The following is a 16,697-nucleotide window of genomic DNA, read 5'->3' on the forward strand; positions in this document are numbered from 1 at the left end:
AAACGATACGGGTCGTTAGCTCAGTTGGTAGAGCAGCGGACTTTTAATCCGTTGGTCCCGCGTTCGAGTCGCGGACGACCCACCACTTATCTGTTTTGAACCTATTTGGGTCGTTAGCTCAGTTGGTAGAGCAGCGGACTTTTAATCCGTTGGTCCCGCGTTCGAGTCGCGGACGACCCACCAAATTCTAAAAAGCCTCTCACTGCGAGAGGCTTTTTTTATTGTTAATGTATTTTAGTTTTATGACTAAAAGATGACGATGCACTTCTTATATAGAACATCCCTAGTCCATTCCATAAAGATTTCCAAACGTTTAGGAATATAACTTCTATTCGGATATAAAATATTAAGTGGAAGTGATTGAGCGGTATAGGCACTTAGTACTTCAACTAAAGTTCCCTGCTCGATTTTATCCTGAACATCGTAGTATGGAAGTTGAATAATTCCTAAACCTGCACTAGCTGCTGCAATATAGGCTTCCGTATTATTTACGCTTAAAGCACTATCCATCATCACAGCTCCATCTTGATATAAAAATACGCCCTGTTTCTCTCCTACCGCTCCTGCATAGTTAATAAGTTTGTGTTGAGATAGATCTTCTAATTGTTCAGGAATACCGTACTGTTCTAAATAGTCAGCACTTGCACAGTTCACCATAATCAAGTTACCAACAAATTTCGCGATTAAACTACTATTATCTAGCTGCCCCACCCGAACAACACAATCAATTCCTTTCTCGATTAAATCAGTAATGTCATCAGAGCTATGAAGTTGTAAATGGATATCTGGATAGCGACTATAAAAATCGGGAAGTTCAGGAATAATCACTTGATGCACGATTCGGCTGGGCATTGAAATTTTTAGCGTGCCACGATAATGCTGCTTTTGTGCCTGTATAAGCTGTTCGAGCTGTTCATAATCAAATAATAGATTTTGACACTCAGGTAATATTCGTTGTCCATCTTGGGTAAGGCTTACTTTACGCGTAGTACGATGAAATAAGCGTACTCCATAGTGAGTTTCTAGCTGTTGAATTGCGCTCGTCACTGTCGAACGAGGCAAATCAAGCTGATTCGCCACTTCACTAAAGCTTTGTCGTTTAGCGACTTCTGTAAAAATAAAAAATTGCTGCAACCGATCCATTTAATTGTTCGTATTTTTTGAATAGTTAAACCAAACTAGCATAATTGATCAAAAATTACCGCCAATCTAGACTAAAAACACATTAAAACAAGTCAGCATAGGAACAACCATCATGACAACTCATACTCTTAAAGATAAAGTTGTATTGATTACAGGCGGTGCAAAAAACTTAGGTGGACTGATTAGCCGTAAATTTGCAGAACAAGGCGCCAAAATCGCGATTCACTACAATAGCGCTGAAACTCAAGCAGATGCTGAACAGACGCTCGCAGATGTAAGAGCATTCGGTGTAGACGCTGTTTTAATTCAAGCAGACTTAACTGATATTGATAATATTGAAAAACTCTTCTTAGATACTAAGCAGCATTTTGGCGGAATTGATATTGCCATTAATACAGTTGGAAAGGTTTTAAAGAAATCTTTTTTAGACACCACAGAACAAGAGTTTGATAGCATGAGCGATATCAACTCAAAAATTGCCTACTTCTTTATTCAATCGGCGGGTCGTCATTTAAATGATGGCGGCAAGATCTGTTCAATCGTGACTTCTCTTCTAGCAGCCTACACTGGACTCTATTCAACTTATGAAGGCTTAAAAGCACCTGTTGAGCATTACACTCGCGCTGCATCAAAAGAATTTGGTGATCGTCAGATTTCTGTGACTGCTGTTGCACCCGGACCAATGGATACACCATTCTTTTATGGGCAGGAATCTGCCGAGGCAGTTGCTTACCACAAATCAGCCTCAGCTTTAGGTGGGCTTACCAAAATTGAAGATATTGAACCTCTAGTTCGATTTTTAGTGACAGATGGTTGGTGGATTACCGGTCAAACAATTTTTGCAAATGGTGGCTACACCACTCGCTAAAATCAAAAAAGCCGCATTTGATAATGCGGCTTTGACTTTGCTTTATCACAAGAACTCTTCTAGTACTGAGTTCAAGAAAATATGCCCCTGCTCTGTACAAGCCAAACGAGAACTATCCTCTACCAGTAGCTTTCTAGCTCGAAGTGAAGTGAGTACCTCATTTAAATGATCTAAGCTTAAGCCTGTACGCTGTTCATATAATTCAGCTTTTACCCCGTCATTTAGACGCAAAGCATTCATCATAAATTCAAAAGGTAGCTCTTCTACTTCAATCTTTTTCATTTGCAAATGTTCGGCTGGAACCTTAACCAAATAGTCTTTCGGTAAACGAGTCTTTTGGAAACGATACACGCCATCTGGTCGGGTTACTTTGCCATGTGCTCCTGCACCAATTGCAAGGTAATCACCAAATTCCCAGTAATTTAAATTATGGGCTGAAGGTTGTTCTTTACGCCAAGCCGACACTTCATAGTTTACAAAGCCATTTGCTTTTAAATATGCTTCGCCTTGCTCTTGAATATCTTCTAACACTTCATCTTGAGGTAAAATAGGCTGAGTTCGGAAAAATACGGTATTTGGCTCAATAGTAAGTTGATACCAACTGATATGTGTCGCGCCATGCTCTACAGCGACCTTTAAATCATAAAGCGCTTGTCCTAGGGTTTGCTCAGGTAGGCCATGCATTAAATCGACATTAACTCGCTTAAAGCCTGCTTGTCGTGCCTGCTCAATTGCATCCATAGCATTGTTGGCTGAATGAATACGCCCCAGTTTTTGCAAGTGCTCTGTATTAAAAGTCTGCACACCAATCGATAAACGGTTAATACCTGCGTCTAAATAGCCTGCAAACGGGTCATGTTCTAGTGTTCCGGGATTTGCCTCTAGGGTGATTTCACAGCCATCTTCAAATTTGAGCAATGACTTAAGCTGTTCAAACAGCCACGCATAGCCTTTAGCAGAAATAAGTGAAGGCGTTCCGCCACCAATAAATACACTATGAATTGAACGTCCCTGAGCCATCTCAACTTGAGTTTCAAAGTCGGCCACTAATGCTTTTAAATAGGTTTGCTCGAGTTCTGCCGAAAGCGCTCCATCTGGTACGGCATGCGAGTTAAAGTCACAATATGGACATTTACGCACGCACCAAGGCATATGGATATATAAAGATAAAGGAACAGAAGCAGGATTTAATACGGCCAAGGAGCAGGTCCAATTTACACAATATTTCTATTTTAACATGACTGCATCAATGGGCTTATGAAAACATACCTTAATTGCTTTAGACTGTTTTTAAACATACTTAAATATTGATAAAAATGATGAAATTCTCTAGTCAACTTTTCCTGATCTTACCTCTAGCTATGGGAATCGGTGTTGCCATGGCTTTTCAGACTGCAATCAATGCTCAACTGCGCGAGCAACTACACTCACCCTTGCAGGCAGCTTTATTATCATTTTTCATAGGTACTATTGTTTTAGCCGTTATGGTTTTTTTCCAAAGTGCCGAAAAGCCCTCTTTAAGTGAAATATCAAATATTCCATGGCTTCTTTGGACAGGAGGATTCCTTGGGGTTTATGCAATTAGCATGAGCATTTATACTGCACCTAAACTTGGTTTTTTAACCTTTACAGGGCTAGTCGTTTTTGGGCAATTGCTCATTTCAATGTTGCTTGACCATTTTGGTTGGTTAGGTACAGAAAAGACACCTGTTACATGGCAACGGTTTCTTGGGGGCGTGATCATCTTTGTCGGTGTGTTACTCACTTTGCAACGTTAGCTTCATTTTTATATTTAAAAAGAGTACCTTTTGTGTCGAATGTCACATCTTTTCGGTCTGAATTAAAACAACTCTTCCACTTAATGCTACCGATTTTAATTACCCAGTTTGCTCAAGCGGGATTTGGGTTAATTGACACTATTATGGCTGGGCATTTATCTGCAACCGATTTAGCAGCAATTGCGGTAGGTGTGGGCTTATGGATTCCAGTCATGCTCCTGTTCAGTGGCATTATGATTGCGACTACACCTTTGGTCGCTGAAGCAAAGGGCGCAAGAAATACAGAACAAATTCCTGTCATTGTCCGTCAATCGTTATGGGTCGCCATCATTTTAGGCGTAATGGCTATGCTCATTTTGCAGCTCATGCCGTTTTTCTTGCATGTGTTTGGCGTACCGGAGAGCTTACAGCCTAAAGCAAGTTTGTTCTTACATGCGATTGGCTTAGGTATGCCTGCTGTGACCATGTACGCAGCCCTACGCGGTTATTCAGAGGCTTTAGGCCATCCACGTCCTGTAACGGTCATTAGCTTACTGGCCTTAGTGGTTTTAATCCCTCTAAACATGATTTTTATGCATGGCTTAGGACCAATACCTGCTTTAGGTAGTGCAGGCTGTGGTTTTGCAACATCCATTTTACAGTGGCTCATGCTAATTACTTTAGCTGGCTATATTTATAAAGCTTCAGCTTACCGAAACACGTCGATTTTTAGCAGATTCGATAAAATTAACCTGACTTGGGTAAAAAGAATCTTACAGCTTGGCCTACCCATCGGTTTAGCCGTGTTCTTTGAAGTGAGTATTTTTAGTACAGGTGCATTGGTGCTTAGTCCACTGGGTGAAGTATTTATTGCAGCACATCAAGTCGCAATTTCAGTCACCTCTGTGCTGTTTATGATTCCGCTTTCACTTGCGATTGCCTTAACTATTCGCGTGGGAACCTATTATGGTGAAAAGAACTGGGCTTCAATGTACCAAGTGCAAAAAATTGGTCTAAGCACAGCAATATTTTTTGCCTTATTGACCATGTCTTTTATTGCCCTAGGTCGTGAACAAATTGTCTCGGTTTATACTCAAGATATAGATGTGGTTCCTGTTGCCATGTATTTACTCTGGTTTGCAATGGGTTATCAGTTGATGGATGCATTGCAAGTGAGTGCCGCAGGCTGTTTAAGAGGTATGCAAGATACCCAAGCACCGATGTGGATTACGCTTATGGCATATTGGGTGATTGCGTTCCCTATCGGACTTTATTTAGCACGTTATACCCATTGGGGTGTAGCTGGTGTGTGGCTAGGCTTGATTATTGGTTTAAGCATTGCTTGTGTTTTATTACTTTCAAGGCTTTATTTAAACACTAAACGTTTAAGTCAAACCTAATAAAAAAGCCGATAAATATCGGCTTTTTTTCACTATGCAGACTTTGCCCGCGGGCTTGCTCCAATTTGCCAGACAAACGGTAAATCGGTCCGGTTCACTTCCCAATCACCAATCACTTTTTCTTTATAGATGAGCGGATTATGTGAAGACACCGTTCGAGCATTACGCCAGAAACGGTCGAGTTGTTTGACCTGACTACTTGCCGATGCGCCTAAAGCATTAAATAATTGGCTGGTTAAATCGAGTACCAAATTAGAAATCACCACCTGTCCTTGCGCCGACTCAAGCTCTGCATCTACGTTAAACTGATGTTCTTTTACCTCTAACTCACTAAAGTGACTTTCATAAGCCTTCTGCAATGCTTCAGCTGTTTTAATCGTAATTGCTAGACTTCCATAAGCTTGAGCAGAGGCTTTACCCACCACCTGTAAAACTTGTGGATCGTGACGAACAAGGTCGCCATTACCATGACTAAAAATACGTTTTCGCTCACGAATCTCCTGACTAAAAGTTTCTACTGCCGCATGTGCAATACCCGTTAAAGTTGCAAGATGGACGACTTGATAAAAAGCGGTTTGATATTTAAAACGCTGGTCAAATGGAATGAGATGCGAGGCTGGCAAATGTACCTGATGTACTTTTAAAGTACCACTACCCGTTGTCTTTTGACCAAAGCCATCCCAATCATCAATCACACTCACGCCTGTTTCATGACGATAAATAGCAGCAATCACGTGGCGGTCATTTACTTCATCGTAGGCAAATAAATCGATCCAGTCTGCAAAGATACTTCCGGTTGAATAGTACTTCTCACCATTCACTATCAGGTTACCCGAAGCATCTTTGGTTACTCGGGTAACGACATCACCGATTTGCACATTTCCAACTTCAGTCCATGCATTCCCAACTAAATCACCTTGTACAAAACGCTGAAACCAAACCTCCTGCGAATGCTCTTTATGGGCAACTAAGCGGTCTTCAACAAAAGCGAAGTGTCCACGCAAAGCTTGCACAATATTCGAGTCTGCTTGTGCTAACTCTGCTAAAAGCTGGAAAAGTTGCGGTAATGACACCCCATCTCCACCATATTTAACCGGAACACGTACCGCACCTAACTTGAGTTCTTTTAACCACTGAATCGGTTCAAAAGGCAATATTCGTTCTTTTTCCCGTTGAATTGCACCTTGGGCAATTTTTTCAAAAACTGGGCGAAATCTACTTGCGACCTTTTCATAATCAGCGCCAACAGACAGTTCTTCTAATTCAATTTGGGTAATCGTCATCTTTTTTCTCCTAATCTTATTTTTTATTCACTTTAGCTCCATGCATGACGAGGTGGATGGATGCCATTGAGGTAGTAATTACCGACAATGTGATATTTCCAACGCACTGGATCATGCAAAGTGTGAGTGCGAGCATTACGCCAATGACGGTCCAGATTAAGCTCAGACAAGGTTGACCGTGTTCCAGACAACTCAAAAAGCTTATTCGCTGCTAAAATCGCAACTTCTGTAGTGAGTACTTTTGCTTCAGCAACCAGTAATGTCGCTTGGTTTACATGCTCTTCTGTCGTGTCAGCAATCGCCTGATCGATCGCATCTCCTGCTAAATCTAATACCGCTTCTGCCGCACGCAGCTTAATTTTTAAATCACCAATATTTGCAATCGTATAGGGATCATCACTCGCTTTTTCTAAACCTGAATCGACCCATGCACGGCTATGATTTTTGACATAGTGAATTGTTTCTTCAATTGCGCCACGTGCAATACCAGCATCGACAGCAGCTTGAATAAATTGTGAAATTGCACCTGCTGGAGTAGGACGTTCGAAAGCCTGATAAATCGGAATTAGATATTCTTCACGTACTGGAACTTGATTAAGTTCAACGGTACCACTGGCCGTAGTTCGTTGTCCAAAGCCAGACCAGTCATTAATAATATTCACCCCTGAAGTTTCCCGAGGAACTAATGCTGCGTAAGGCTGCCCCTGTTCATTTACAGCGACAATTGGAACCCAATGCGCAAGCAATGCACCTGTTGCAAAAAACTTCTTGCCATTAATTTCATAACCGTGCTCGGTCTTTCGTAATGTGGTAGTGAGGTCAGCTACCGTTTTGCTATGCTTTTCTGAAAAGGCATTGCCAAAACGAATCCCCCTCAACACTAAGTTAAAGAAAAACTTTTGTTGTTCTGGGCCTGCATCAAGGCGTAAATGTTCAATAAAAGCTAAATGGTTTTGGGGAAGCTGTGCAAGAGATGGATCAACACTCGCAATTGTTTTGATGACCTCAGCCAAGGTTCGATATTTTACTTGGGCACCACCAAATTGCTTGGGAACCGTAATAGCCCATAAGCCACTTTGTGAGAACTGTTGAATTTCGTTTAGAGGTAAACGGCGCTCTCTGTCTCGCTCAGATGCTTCTTGTGCAAACTCTTGAGCAAGTTGTTTGGCAAGCTCAATTGCTTCTTCATCAGAACGAATAATATGCGCATCTTTTGTCTGCTCAAACACAGATAAAGGAACCGCCTGAGACCGCCCATGGGCCGAACTTAAACTTGTCATAACTTTTGTTATCTCTATTTTTATTTAACCTGTTATTCACATTACCACCAAAAAAACAGGCACTTTATAGATATTAAAGCTTTGTTTATGAAATAGATTTTCACAAGCTTTTCATATTTTTTACTATAAAAATAACATTTTGTTTTTCGAAAATTTTCTTACATGAGATAAACAATTTCATATAGGCTTTTTAAGCTTTGTCACCTATGATCAAAACTAGGCAATATTATGTTGTAGTCAATGAGGTATCGAAGATATGGCAAAGAATGCAAGTTCACCCGGCAAACGATTTATGAAACTTGCAGGAATGACCGCGAGCATTGCAACGAAAACCGTTTCTAACTCGATTCGAAACTTGACCGCAGATGAAGAGCAAAAGCTGGCTTCAAAAACCAAGTTATTTCAGGATATTGGTTTGCAAATTGCCGACACCTTAGGTGAAATGAAAGGTGCCGTCATGAAAGTCGGCCAAATTGCATCACAATATAAAGATATTTTTCCACCCGAGGTCGCTAAAGCAATTTCTAAGTTACAGCGCCAAGCTCCACCTATGCCCTTTGCCGCTATTCAACAACAAGTGGAACGTGAGCTTGGAAAACCGCTGAATGTTGCCTTTAAATCTTTTGAACAAGAACCTTTTGCTGCTGCATCGATTGGGCAAGTTCACAAAGCTGTTCTGCCAAGTGGCGAACAAGTTGTGGTTAAAGTGCAATATCCGGGTGTTGATGAAGCCTGTGAAAGTGACTTAAAACAAGTACGTTTGGCACTTCGTTTAATGGGTGTGCTTAAAATTGATAAAAAGCTACAAGATCAGCTTTTTGCAGAGATTCAAGATAGTCTGTCAGCAGAGCTTAACTATGAAATCGAGGCTCAAAACCTTGAAGTTTTCAAAACATTTCATAGCCAATTAGATGACAAAATTATCATCCCGACTGTTTATAAAGATTACTCTTCAAGACGTATTTTAACCTTGAGTCTCGAACAAGGTGACAGCATTGAAACTGCCAGCGCTTGGCCTATCGAAATTCGAAATACCATTGGACGCCGCTTGATTCGTGCTTTAGGTCAGGAAATGTTCTTTTTAAAACGTTTCCACTGTGACCCTCATCCGGGTAACTTTGCTTTCCGCCAAGATGGCAGTGTCATTATTTATGACTATGGCAGTGTTAAAACGCTCTCAAATGAAATCGTGCAGCACTTTAAACGCTTAGTAAATGCAGCTCGCCATGAAAATATTGAGCTAATCGAAACAGAATTATTTGAACTACATTCACTTGCTGAAAAAGGCAAATTCCCGAGTGATCTATATAAACTCTGGATTGAAGTATTATTACGTCCGCTTACCACCACTTATAATTTTGCAGAGAACTCATCACATCATGATGGCATGTTACTTGTGAAAAAATCTTTGAAGTATTGGGATGTCTTTAAACCATCACCAGATACTTTAATGGTCAACAGAACCATTTCAGGGCATTACTGGAACCTGATTCACTTAAAAGTTCATGACAATCTAAACGATCTATTTGAAGAGCTTGTACCACCTTCTAACTAACTTAATTTACTGATCAGTGTAGCCTTTTATGGGTTACATTGACTTTTTAATTGTTATGTTATAACATTTCTTTAATCAAAAATAATTTAGGACAATCTCTCATGCGTAAAGATATTCATCCTGCTTATCAACAAGTGTTATTTCATGACACCAATGCAGACGTGTACTTCTTAATTGGTAGTACTCTTCAGTCTAAACAAACTAAAGAATATCAAGGGAAAGTCTACCCTTATGTCACTCTTGATATTTCAAGTGCATCACACCCTTTTTACACAGGTGAAGTACGTCAAGCAAGCAACGAAGGCCGTGTAGCAAGCTTCAATAAACGTTTCGCTCGCTTTAATCGTAAGAGTTAATCTTGCGTTAAGATTTGACCAATACACTTAAAACATTGGAAGCCTAAGACTATCTCCTCCACTTAGGCTTCTTTTTTTATGTGTATTTTTTCATCATTTCTAAACTGTGTATAAAAGAAAACTTATCCACAAGTTGTCTAAAAACTCTTCTGATTTTTTTCAATAACTCCTCAATTTTTATAATTGCCAAGCTTTCAAAGCATGTATTCAATGCTATGCTTAAGCCCCATTTGATAGGAAGTTTAAGATTATGGCACAAGAGTTACTTGCCCAATTACAAGCAGGCACAGCAAAATTTTCAGACGTTTTAGCTCATATTGAAGCACGTTACCAACATACTCCAACGGCTTTTCAAAATGGTGCACAGCATAATGCTGCTACTGAAAATCAAGGCAGTGCAAAAGTTTTCTCTTTTGCCAAGTTACAAGGTTTAGACCAAGCACAAACTTTAAGTTTATTTGCAGAACACTACGCATCTGTATTAGCTACCCCAGAAGGAACTGATCATCAAAATATTCGTCAGTTTATGCAAAATGGTTGGGATGGTGTGAAGTTTGAAGGTCAGGCTTTAACTGAAAAAGCTTAATCATTTTTTAGCATAGCCTCAAATTATGAGATTTTCTAAAGCCTATTAATAGGCAATGCCTCACTTTTGAGGCAAAAGTGACAAAACCCTTTGTCCCGCTGATGCTACATCCATGTAGCACAGCGAAACGACGGCATCCATGCCGTCTGTCACGATAGTGAATGCCTTATTTTTCTTAATTATTTTATTAGCCCCTTACATTTGATACGCGATAACGTCATTCGCAGCCTGCGTGGTGTCAATAAAAGATCGTTTTTGCAAAGCATAAGATAAATGGATTCAGTGAACAGGTTCTGCGAATGACAGATGCCTTTGGTTACTTTGGGCAAAACCAAAGTAACTTAATTAGCTGCTTCCATTAGATAACTCAACGATAAGACTCCGTCGTGAAAATCCTACCCAACACTCAACTTCGATGAGTTCTCACAACTTGAAATCATGGTCAATTCTTAAATATAAAAACTCAATGCCCCGCTACCCAATGATAAGTCGCCAAACCCAAACACGTAAAAATTAATGATCCAATTAAATGGATGGAGATCCCCAACATCGCCATTCCCAACTTACCACTTTGTAATAAAGTGACGATCTCAATCGAGAACGTTGAAAAGGTAGTTAAAGCACCACAAAAACCAGTAATCACAAAAAGCTTATAGTTCGGACTTAAATCACTTTGAGCAAAATAAGCAATTGCAAAACCAATAATAAAACCACCGACCAAATTAACAGTCACTGTACCAAATGGAATTTGCGGATAAATCGGGTTGAGTTTTAAACCTAAAAACCAACGTAACCATGCCCCTAGAACTGAGCCTAAAGCAATTGAAAGTAGAGAGTAATACATAGGACCACCCCTTTAGATAGACGCTAAAAGAGCAAAAAATAATGAAGGGAAATATGACACAGCGTACTCCAAAAATAAGCAGAGTACGCAATAACCTACGTACCCAGCGATATAAATACATGAGGGTAACGTAGGCATCATTAGCCAATATGGCGGTTTTTCAAGGGAGGAATGCCATCTCCCTGTTTTAAGTATATTAGATCATCTAAAATTTGATTTAAACATACTTTTTAAAATCATGGACGTTCAGCAAATTGTGGTAAATCGTCACAAATACTTTCCCATTCCGCCTTAGAAGCAGCAAAAATATGCATTGTCGGCTTTTGGTCTAGTGGTGTATCAAGTGTCCCAATTCTTAAGCGATATAATTCAGGCTGCGCATCACGAGAACTAATCAAAGGTGAACCACATTCGCTACAAAACCAACGATATACCCCGTTCACAGCAAATTTTTTGACAAGGTCTTCACCTTGGGTAATTTTAAAATCTGTACTTTTAACAGGAGCATTTGTTGCAAATGCTGTTCCATTAGCTTTTCGGCAGCGTTGACAGTGACATTGAATAATATCTCCGATATCGCCCTTAATTTCATAGCGAATACCCTGACATAAACAACTTCCTTGATAAACTGGTGATGCTTGAGACATGTTCTCGTAAATCCTATTATTATTGATCGCTCAAAAATAGCACTTTTCACATATCAAACATAGCACCAAATTATCCTGTTATTTCTTTAAAAATGAATGCACACCTTCGCCAGCTGCTCGCCCTGTAGCAAAGCATGCCGTAAGCAAATAACCGCCTGTAGGCGCATCCCAATCCAGCATTTCACCGCAGCAAAATACACCTGACATTTGTTTGAGATTTAAACTTTCGGATAGCGCTTCTTGCTTAATGCCTCCCGCACAACTAATCGCTTCTTCGATGGGTCTAAAGCCATCTAACTTAATTTGAAGTGCTTTAATTTGCTGAGCCATAGCCTCTGGTTGGTTCCATAGTGCTTTATCGACCACTTCTCGAATTAAGTTAATCTTGGCTGTGTCTAAGCCTGCTTTACGCCAGATATTGGTGAGCGATTGTTTTTTGCTAGCCTGTAATTTTTTAACTAACTGTGACAACTCTACATCAGGCAATAAATCTAAAAACAAATTTAAGCTTTGCCCTTGTTTTTGTTGTTCTCGTAAAGCACGTCCGAGTTTATAAATAACACCACTTTCTAACCCATAGTGAGTAATCACAATATCACCATGAGTAACTTGGCTGGGTTCAACCCATGCATTGATACGTTTTAAAGGTTCACCAAAACAGCTTTCCATAAAAACTGACCAAGTGTGAAGTACACCTGCATTACTTGGCTGGAAAGGCTCAATATCAGATTGATCAACCCATTGCTGCCAAGCACCATCACTGCCCAATTGTGACCACGACACAGCGCCACAAGCCAATACTACTGCATCGTATTGCTGGGTAAAGGTTTCAGTGCTTTGATTATTTTGGTTTTCTAAAGTCACCGTTGTGCCTTGTAAATTAATACAACGATGACGATAAAAGAATTTAACCTGCTGTTCTGCCAAACGTTTTAGCCAAGCACGCAGTAAAGGTGCTGCTTTCATTTCGACAGGAAAAATACGGCCTGAAGTACCAACGTAAGATTCAATTCCCAGATTTTTCATCCAGTTTTGAATCCAGACTGCATCCCACTTTTCAACCCACGGTTTGAGCCATTCTGCATGGTCATAGCGCTCAATAAACTGCGCTAATGGTTCAGCATGTGAGATGTTTAACCCCGTTTTCCCTGCCATCAGAAACTTACGTGCAGCTGAAGGTTTTTGCTCGTATACATCAATATCATAAGCATATTGGCTCAACACCTCAGCTGCCATTAAACCAGCCGGACCCGCACCAATAATGGCAACCCGCTTATTCGCCATGCACTTGACCTTGTAATGGGGTAAACTCATCAAAACGTGTGCTGTAACCTTCAGGTTTAGTGATCACAAGCTGTTGGCAAAGTTCTCCACGTTCTAAATACTTAATTTCAAAATGAGTACGTGCAGATGTTTGAGCAATTTTTTCTTTTTGGTAAGGCAGCTTCCAGACATTAATTAATTGTTGTTCAGCTTCTTCAATATATTCAGGAATATTACTTGCCAAAGTAATGGTTCCACCTGTTTGCAGACGAGAGATTAAGAACTCAAAAAATGGCATATTCAACCAGCGCTGTGCTGGATTATGGGGTTCTGGGTTTGGATAGAGAATAAAGAAATGTTCAACTTGAGCAGGATGTAGTGCATGTACCACCCACGGTAAAGCATCTGCATGTACAGGGATTAAATTATCTCTTGGTTCCAGACCGTGCTGTTTTTGCATTGCCAAGAATTTTTCTCGGGTTCGTTCAATTGCATACAATGTGTGCTGCGGCTGTTGCCCGCTAAAAAGCAAAGCATGTTTACCCTTGCCCGCTCCAATTTCTACACAAATCGGGGTATTTTCAATTGGGGTAAAATCGCGAGGCGCTTGCATACGTTGTGCTTGAAATTGACGAATCTGCATAATCACATCAAACTAAATAAAAATCGGCATAAGTCTAACAAGTCACCTGACTTTTGCCTAATCTATTTCTCTTCACTTTGAGGATATCGCTTTATGCCACGTACATTCCCCTGCCCACGTTGTGGTGAACCAAGTGTTTGGGAAGGTAATGAATTTCGTCCATTTTGCTCTGAACGCTGTAAATTAATTGATTTAGGTGCTTGGGCAAATGATGAATATAGACTGCCTACCCAAGATGCGCCTCAGCATAACAAGGGTAGTCAAAATGAAGATGATTACGAGGATTAACCTGCTTTACCTGCAACAAACGGGTTAAATTGTTTTTCATAGCCAATGGTACTCATTGGACCATGTCCAGAAATAAACTGAGTATCATCTGGCAAACTAAAACACTCTCGTTTAATCGATTCAATCAACTGATCATGGTTTCCACGCGGAAAGTCTGTTCTTCCAATCGAACCTTTAAACAAGACATCACCAGTCCAAAGCAAGCCATGATTTTTATTATAGAAAATAACATGTCCGGGTGTATGACCCGGCGCAAAACGCACCTCAAACTCATCTTCACCCAGTTTTAGCACTTCACCGCCTTCAAGCCATTGATCGACTTTAACAGGCTGTGGAATTGGAAAGCCATAACGTGCTGAAACTTCCTGAATCATATCTAGCCAAAACTGATCTTCTTTATGGGGACCAATAACTGGAACGCTCCATTCTTTAGCAAGTTCACCCACTGCTCCTGCATGGTCTAAATGCCCATGAGTGAGCCAAAGAGCTTTCACCTTTAAACCTAAGGCTTCAACTTCTTTCTTCAAAACTGAAGCGTCACCGCCAGCATCAATCAAAACTGCTTCTTTGGTTTCACTGTCCCAAACAAGAGAACAATTTTGGGCAAATGCAGTAACTGGAACAATTTTGACTTGCAGCATAAGAACCTCTGGCTAAAACGCAATTAACGGTGGGCTAAGGTATAAGTAAGGGCATCAAGATTAGCCTGAACTAACCCTGCAAGCAAATCAATATGAGCTTGATCGCTATTTAAAGCAGGAATATAAGCATAGCTACCACCACCCGCCTCTTGAAACAACTCAGCATTTTGGATGGCTAATTCTTCAAGTGTCTCTAAACAGTCAGCAGAAAAAGCTGGGCTTAATACCTGTACTGAGTTAACGCCTTGCTTCGCCCAATCTTGCAAAAGTTGGTCTGTATAAGGTTTAACCCACTCTTGTTTCCCAAAACGTGACTGGAAGCTAATCGCCCATTCATCATCTTTCAAATGTAAGGCTTCAGCGACTAACTTTGCAGTAATGCGACAACGGTCTGCATAAGGATCGCCTTTGTCTGCATAAGGCTGTGGAATACCATGAAATGACATCAACAGTTTTTCAGGCTTACCATGCTGCTCTTGGTAAACTAGAACACTTTCTGCCAAAGCCTGAATAAACATTGGATGCTGATAGTAGTCTTTAATAATCGTTAGACCCGGCAAGTTTCGCTGGGCTGGAATCCATTTGGCAAAAGCATCATATAACGGTGCTGTAGAGGTGGCTGAATATTGAGGAAATAAAGGCAATAAAATGACATGCTCTTGCGGGTTAGCGGCCAGTTTTTCTAAAACTGCGTCAATACCTGGATTACCGTAGGTCATCGCCGGTATCACGGTTAAATCAAACTGATTATTTTCTCGCTGCAAATAAGCCTGAATACGTTGAGTTTGCTCAAACACAATTTCACGCATGGGCGAATCTTTTGACCATACCGAAGCATAGGCATGTGCTACCCTTTTTGGGCGAAAAGGTAAAACAAACAGATTTAAAATAATCCACCAAATGAATTTCGGTATTTCAATTACACGTGAATCAGATAAAAACTGCTTTAGAAAACGGCGAACCGCAGGAACAGTGGCCTCATCCGGTGTACCTAAATTCGCTAAAATGACAGTAACTTTCGGTTTTTGTTCAAACGACATGTGTAAATGCCTTTCAATTCATCTTATGTCACTAATGTAACAGCTTTTATTGTCATATATAAATTGAATCGCTCTAAGCTTTTAATCGAATGCCCCGATGATTCCATTTATAGCTAAGTAATAACTTTTGAGCTTTAGCTGTGACTTTCCATAAGCTATCGGATTGTTCAGTCTGAGTTGGAACAATCCAGCCCTGTGACTGCATTTGCTTTTTTATCCGAAACAATGCCTTATGGTTAATCTGAGCGCAGGCGACAGCATGAGCACGAGGTAACTCCTGACGAGCATCTTCTAGGCCAGCCTGATTCAAATATTCATTTAAACATGTCCCAAAATTCTCTTCTGGAGTAGCTGTTTCAAACTGCTTTGCCAATATACTTAACAACTGCGACCAAGTCATTTGTCGTTGTCGTTTAAGCTCTTTAAAATTCCCATCCTGAAATGCTTGAATTTGATATTCAAATGCAAAAATATCTTGGGGAGCAACTTCGTTTACTTGAGCTGATGACTCTGTTAATTGCTGTTCTAACTGTAAAATTTTATTTTTTAATAACTTAATTTCATCTTCTAAGTGATGAGCCTGATGAGCAGGAACCCAACCTTGTCCCATATGCTGTTCAACCATTAAAGGCATATTTAAACGGATAGCCAACTCTAGTTCACGTGGAGTTTTAAAGTAAAAAATATGATTTACATCAAGTAGTAACTTTTTTCTAAATGCGAGAAATTTATCTTTAAGCTGTGGATGTGTTTCTTGTAAACGTATTTCACGACTTTCGGGCTGCTCATGCATGAACACAATAATAGGTTTAGCCTGACTTAACGCATATTCATATTCTAAAGATAAATAACTCACACCAGAAATCGACTGCTCTCCATACTGGCTGCCTAAAAGTAGGATTACATAATCACATTCATCAATTTGTCGACGAGCAAGCGTAGTGGTTAGGGGTGTTCGTTGTTCTAATCCCCAAGCAAAGAAGCCCATCCCTACCAAGGTTTGAGACAGAACCATCCGCTCTGGCTGCATATCGCGGCCGGATGTTGAAATAAAAATCTGATAGCGTGTATCGAGCATAACAATACCCTTTCGCCCCATGATC

The 16,697-nt window shown here is 40.3% G+C and carries 18 protein-coding genes, 2 tRNA genes and 1 riboswitch; of the genes, 9 read left to right on the top strand and 11 right to left on the bottom strand.

Annotated features, from left to right (window positions below):
* The first annotated feature begins 9 nt into the window (after positions 1-9).
* Positions 10-85: transfer RNA gene (locus RMB06_RS12490), tRNA-Lys, on the top strand.
* Positions 86-107: 22 nt separating this feature from the next.
* Positions 108-183, top strand: a tRNA-Lys gene (locus RMB06_RS12495).
* A gap of 63 nt (positions 184-246) precedes the next feature.
* On the opposite strand, the gene RMB06_RS12500 is transcribed toward RMB06_RS12495, so the two are convergent.
* Entirely contained in the window at positions 247-1,143 is an 897-nt protein-coding gene (locus RMB06_RS12500; RefSeq protein WP_141315613.1) for a LysR family transcriptional regulator, read from the bottom strand.
* A 112-nt stretch (positions 1,144-1,255) separates the two neighbouring features.
* Here RMB06_RS12500 and RMB06_RS12505 point away from each other — a divergent pair, with 112 nt between their 5' ends.
* Positions 1,256-2,011, top strand: a complete 756-nt coding sequence (locus RMB06_RS12505) for an SDR family oxidoreductase (protein ID WP_032035403.1) — start codon at positions 1,256-1,258, stop codon at positions 2,009-2,011.
* Between the two features lie 45 nt (positions 2,012-2,056).
* On the opposite strand, the gene hemW is transcribed toward RMB06_RS12505, so the two are convergent.
* The gene (hemW, locus tag RMB06_RS12510) at positions 2,057-3,211 is read right to left on the bottom strand and encodes a radical SAM family heme chaperone HemW (protein ID WP_284091256.1); all 1,155 of its coding nucleotides are present in this window, start codon (positions 3,209-3,211) and stop codon (positions 2,057-2,059) included.
* A gap of 116 nt (positions 3,212-3,327) precedes the next feature.
* On the opposite strand from hemW, the gene RMB06_RS12515 reads away from it, so the two are divergent.
* A complete protein-coding gene (locus RMB06_RS12515; protein WP_005065993.1) occupies positions 3,328-3,789 on the top strand; it encodes a DMT family transporter in 462 nt (153 codons plus the stop codon).
* Between the two features lie 32 nt (positions 3,790-3,821).
* On the top strand, positions 3,822-5,168 hold the full coding sequence (gene abeM / locus RMB06_RS12520) for a multidrug efflux MATE transporter AbeM (protein WP_017385674.1): 1,347 nt from the start codon (positions 3,822-3,824) through the stop codon (positions 5,166-5,168).
* 32 nt (positions 5,169-5,200) lie between these two features.
* Here abeM and RMB06_RS12525 read toward each other — a convergent pair whose 3' ends face one another.
* Together RMB06_RS12525 and RMB06_RS12530 are read right to left on the bottom strand one after the other, a co-directional pair.
* On the bottom strand, positions 5,201-6,451 hold the full coding sequence (locus RMB06_RS12525) for an acyl-CoA dehydrogenase family protein (RefSeq protein WP_199992545.1): 1,251 nt from the start codon (positions 6,449-6,451) through the stop codon (positions 5,201-5,203).
* A gap of 32 nt (positions 6,452-6,483) precedes the next feature.
* Positions 6,484-7,731: an SfnB family sulfur acquisition oxidoreductase gene (locus RMB06_RS12530; RefSeq protein WP_044101310.1), complete on the bottom strand. Its 1,248-nt coding sequence runs from the start codon at positions 7,729-7,731 to the stop codon at positions 6,484-6,486.
* Positions 7,732-7,987: 256 nt separating this feature from the next.
* Here RMB06_RS12530 and RMB06_RS12535 point away from each other — a divergent pair, with 256 nt between their 5' ends.
* From RMB06_RS12535 to RMB06_RS12545, 3 genes are all read left to right on the top strand, one after another.
* On the top strand, positions 7,988-9,286 hold the full coding sequence (locus RMB06_RS12535; protein ID WP_068612539.1) for an AarF/ABC1/UbiB kinase family protein: 1,299 nt from the start codon (positions 7,988-7,990) through the stop codon (positions 9,284-9,286).
* Between the two features lie 101 nt (positions 9,287-9,387).
* On the top strand, positions 9,388-9,642 hold the full coding sequence (locus RMB06_RS12540) for a type B 50S ribosomal protein L31 (protein WP_002114896.1): 255 nt from the start codon (positions 9,388-9,390) through the stop codon (positions 9,640-9,642).
* A gap of 250 nt (positions 9,643-9,892) precedes the next feature.
* Positions 9,893-10,228 carry a HopJ type III effector protein gene (locus RMB06_RS12545; protein WP_057077264.1) on the top strand — a complete coding sequence of 112 codons (336 nt, stop codon included), beginning with the start codon at positions 9,893-9,895 and terminating at the stop codon, positions 10,226-10,228.
* A gap of 463 nt (positions 10,229-10,691) precedes the next feature.
* Here RMB06_RS12545 and crcB read toward each other — a convergent pair whose 3' ends face one another.
* The 4 genes from crcB to RMB06_RS12565 all read right to left on the bottom strand — a co-directional run bounded on the left by crcB (position 10,692) and on the right by RMB06_RS12565 (position 13,631).
* Positions 10,692-11,072, bottom strand: a complete 381-nt coding sequence (gene crcB / locus RMB06_RS12550) for a fluoride efflux transporter CrcB (protein WP_311079715.1) — start codon at positions 11,070-11,072, stop codon at positions 10,692-10,694.
* 124 nt (positions 11,073-11,196) lie between these two features.
* Positions 11,197-11,263: riboswitch (Fluoride riboswitch) on the bottom strand.
* Between the two features lie 45 nt (positions 11,264-11,308).
* Positions 11,309-11,719 carry a GFA family protein gene (locus tag RMB06_RS12555; RefSeq protein WP_032005120.1) on the bottom strand — a complete coding sequence of 137 codons (411 nt, stop codon included), beginning with the start codon at positions 11,717-11,719 and terminating at the stop codon, positions 11,309-11,311.
* 78 nt (positions 11,720-11,797) lie between these two features.
* A complete protein-coding gene (locus tag RMB06_RS12560) occupies positions 11,798-13,003 on the bottom strand; it encodes a TIGR03862 family flavoprotein (RefSeq protein ID WP_311079716.1) in 1,206 nt (401 codons plus the stop codon).
* Positions 12,993-13,631, bottom strand: coding sequence for an SAM-dependent methyltransferase (locus RMB06_RS12565; protein WP_080612970.1), 639 nt, complete (start codon positions 13,629-13,631; stop codon positions 12,993-12,995). Before RMB06_RS12565 ends, RMB06_RS12560 begins: the two co-directional genes overlap by 11 nt.
* A gap of 87 nt (positions 13,632-13,718) precedes the next feature.
* On the opposite strand from RMB06_RS12565, the gene RMB06_RS12570 reads away from it, so the two are divergent.
* Positions 13,719-13,913, top strand: coding sequence for a DNA gyrase inhibitor YacG (locus tag RMB06_RS12570; RefSeq protein ID WP_002114956.1), 195 nt, complete (start codon positions 13,719-13,721; stop codon positions 13,911-13,913).
* On the opposite strand, the gene RMB06_RS12575 is transcribed toward RMB06_RS12570, so the two are convergent.
* From RMB06_RS12575 to RMB06_RS12585, 3 genes are all read right to left on the bottom strand, one after another.
* A complete protein-coding gene (locus RMB06_RS12575; RefSeq protein WP_017385667.1) occupies positions 13,910-14,554 on the bottom strand; it encodes an MBL fold metallo-hydrolase in 645 nt (214 codons plus the stop codon). The two genes, RMB06_RS12570 and RMB06_RS12575, sit on opposite strands and share 4 nt — an antisense overlap.
* A 23-nt stretch (positions 14,555-14,577) precedes the next feature.
* Entirely contained in the window at positions 14,578-15,594 is a 1,017-nt protein-coding gene (gene hemH / locus RMB06_RS12580; protein WP_119030090.1) for a ferrochelatase, read from the bottom strand.
* 73 nt (positions 15,595-15,667) lie between these two features.
* Positions 15,668-16,672 carry a DUF4062 domain-containing protein gene (locus RMB06_RS12585; protein WP_068565251.1) on the bottom strand — a complete coding sequence of 335 codons (1,005 nt, stop codon included), beginning with the start codon at positions 16,670-16,672 and terminating at the stop codon, positions 15,668-15,670.
* Positions 16,673-16,697: the final 25 nt, after the last annotated feature.

The sequence above is a fragment of the Acinetobacter sp. V104_13 genome, assembly GCF_031798995.1.
Classification (GTDB): domain Bacteria; phylum Pseudomonadota; class Gammaproteobacteria; order Pseudomonadales; family Moraxellaceae; genus Acinetobacter; species Acinetobacter pittii.

What these genes read in the sequence shown, in the direction of transcription:
- RMB06_RS12530 (WP_044101310.1), bottom strand. Translation starts at nt 7,731, where the DNA reads ATGACAAGTTTAAGTTCGGCCCATGGGCGGTCTCAGGCGGTTCCTTTA.
- RMB06_RS12515 (WP_005065993.1), top strand. Translation starts at nt 3,328, where the DNA reads ATGATGAAATTCTCTAGTCAACTTTTCCTGATCTTACCTCTAGCTATG.
- RMB06_RS12525 (WP_199992545.1), bottom strand. Translation starts at nt 6,451, where the DNA reads ATGACGATTACCCAAATTGAATTAGAAGAACTGTCTGTTGGCGCTGAT.
- RMB06_RS12535 (WP_068612539.1), top strand. Translation starts at nt 7,988, where the DNA reads ATGGCAAAGAATGCAAGTTCACCCGGCAAACGATTTATGAAACTTGCA.
- RMB06_RS12575 (WP_017385667.1), bottom strand. Translation starts at nt 14,554, where the DNA reads ATGCTGCAAGTCAAAATTGTTCCAGTTACTGCATTTGCCCAAAATTGT.
- RMB06_RS12540 (WP_002114896.1), top strand. Translation starts at nt 9,388, where the DNA reads ATGCGTAAAGATATTCATCCTGCTTATCAACAAGTGTTATTTCATGAC.
- RMB06_RS12555 (WP_032005120.1), bottom strand. Translation starts at nt 11,719, where the DNA reads ATGTCTCAAGCATCACCAGTTTATCAAGGAAGTTGTTTATGTCAGGGT.
- RMB06_RS12560 (WP_311079716.1), bottom strand. Translation starts at nt 13,003, where the DNA reads ATGGCGAATAAGCGGGTTGCCATTATTGGTGCGGGTCCGGCTGGTTTA.
- RMB06_RS12500 (WP_141315613.1), bottom strand. Translation starts at nt 1,143, where the DNA reads ATGGATCGGTTGCAGCAATTTTTTATTTTTACAGAAGTCGCTAAACGA.
- RMB06_RS12505 (WP_032035403.1), top strand. Translation starts at nt 1,256, where the DNA reads ATGACAACTCATACTCTTAAAGATAAAGTTGTATTGATTACAGGCGGT.
- RMB06_RS12570 (WP_002114956.1), top strand. Translation starts at nt 13,719, where the DNA reads ATGCCACGTACATTCCCCTGCCCACGTTGTGGTGAACCAAGTGTTTGG.
- RMB06_RS12585 (WP_068565251.1), bottom strand. Translation starts at nt 16,672, where the DNA reads ATGCTCGATACACGCTATCAGATTTTTATTTCAACATCCGGCCGCGAT.
- crcB (WP_311079715.1), bottom strand. Translation starts at nt 11,072, where the DNA reads ATGTATTACTCTCTACTTTCAATTGCTTTAGGCTCAGTTCTAGGGGCA.
- hemH (WP_119030090.1), bottom strand. Translation starts at nt 15,594, where the DNA reads ATGTCGTTTGAACAAAAACCGAAAGTTACTGTCATTTTAGCGAATTTA.
- RMB06_RS12545 (WP_057077264.1), top strand. Translation starts at nt 9,893, where the DNA reads ATGGCACAAGAGTTACTTGCCCAATTACAAGCAGGCACAGCAAAATTT.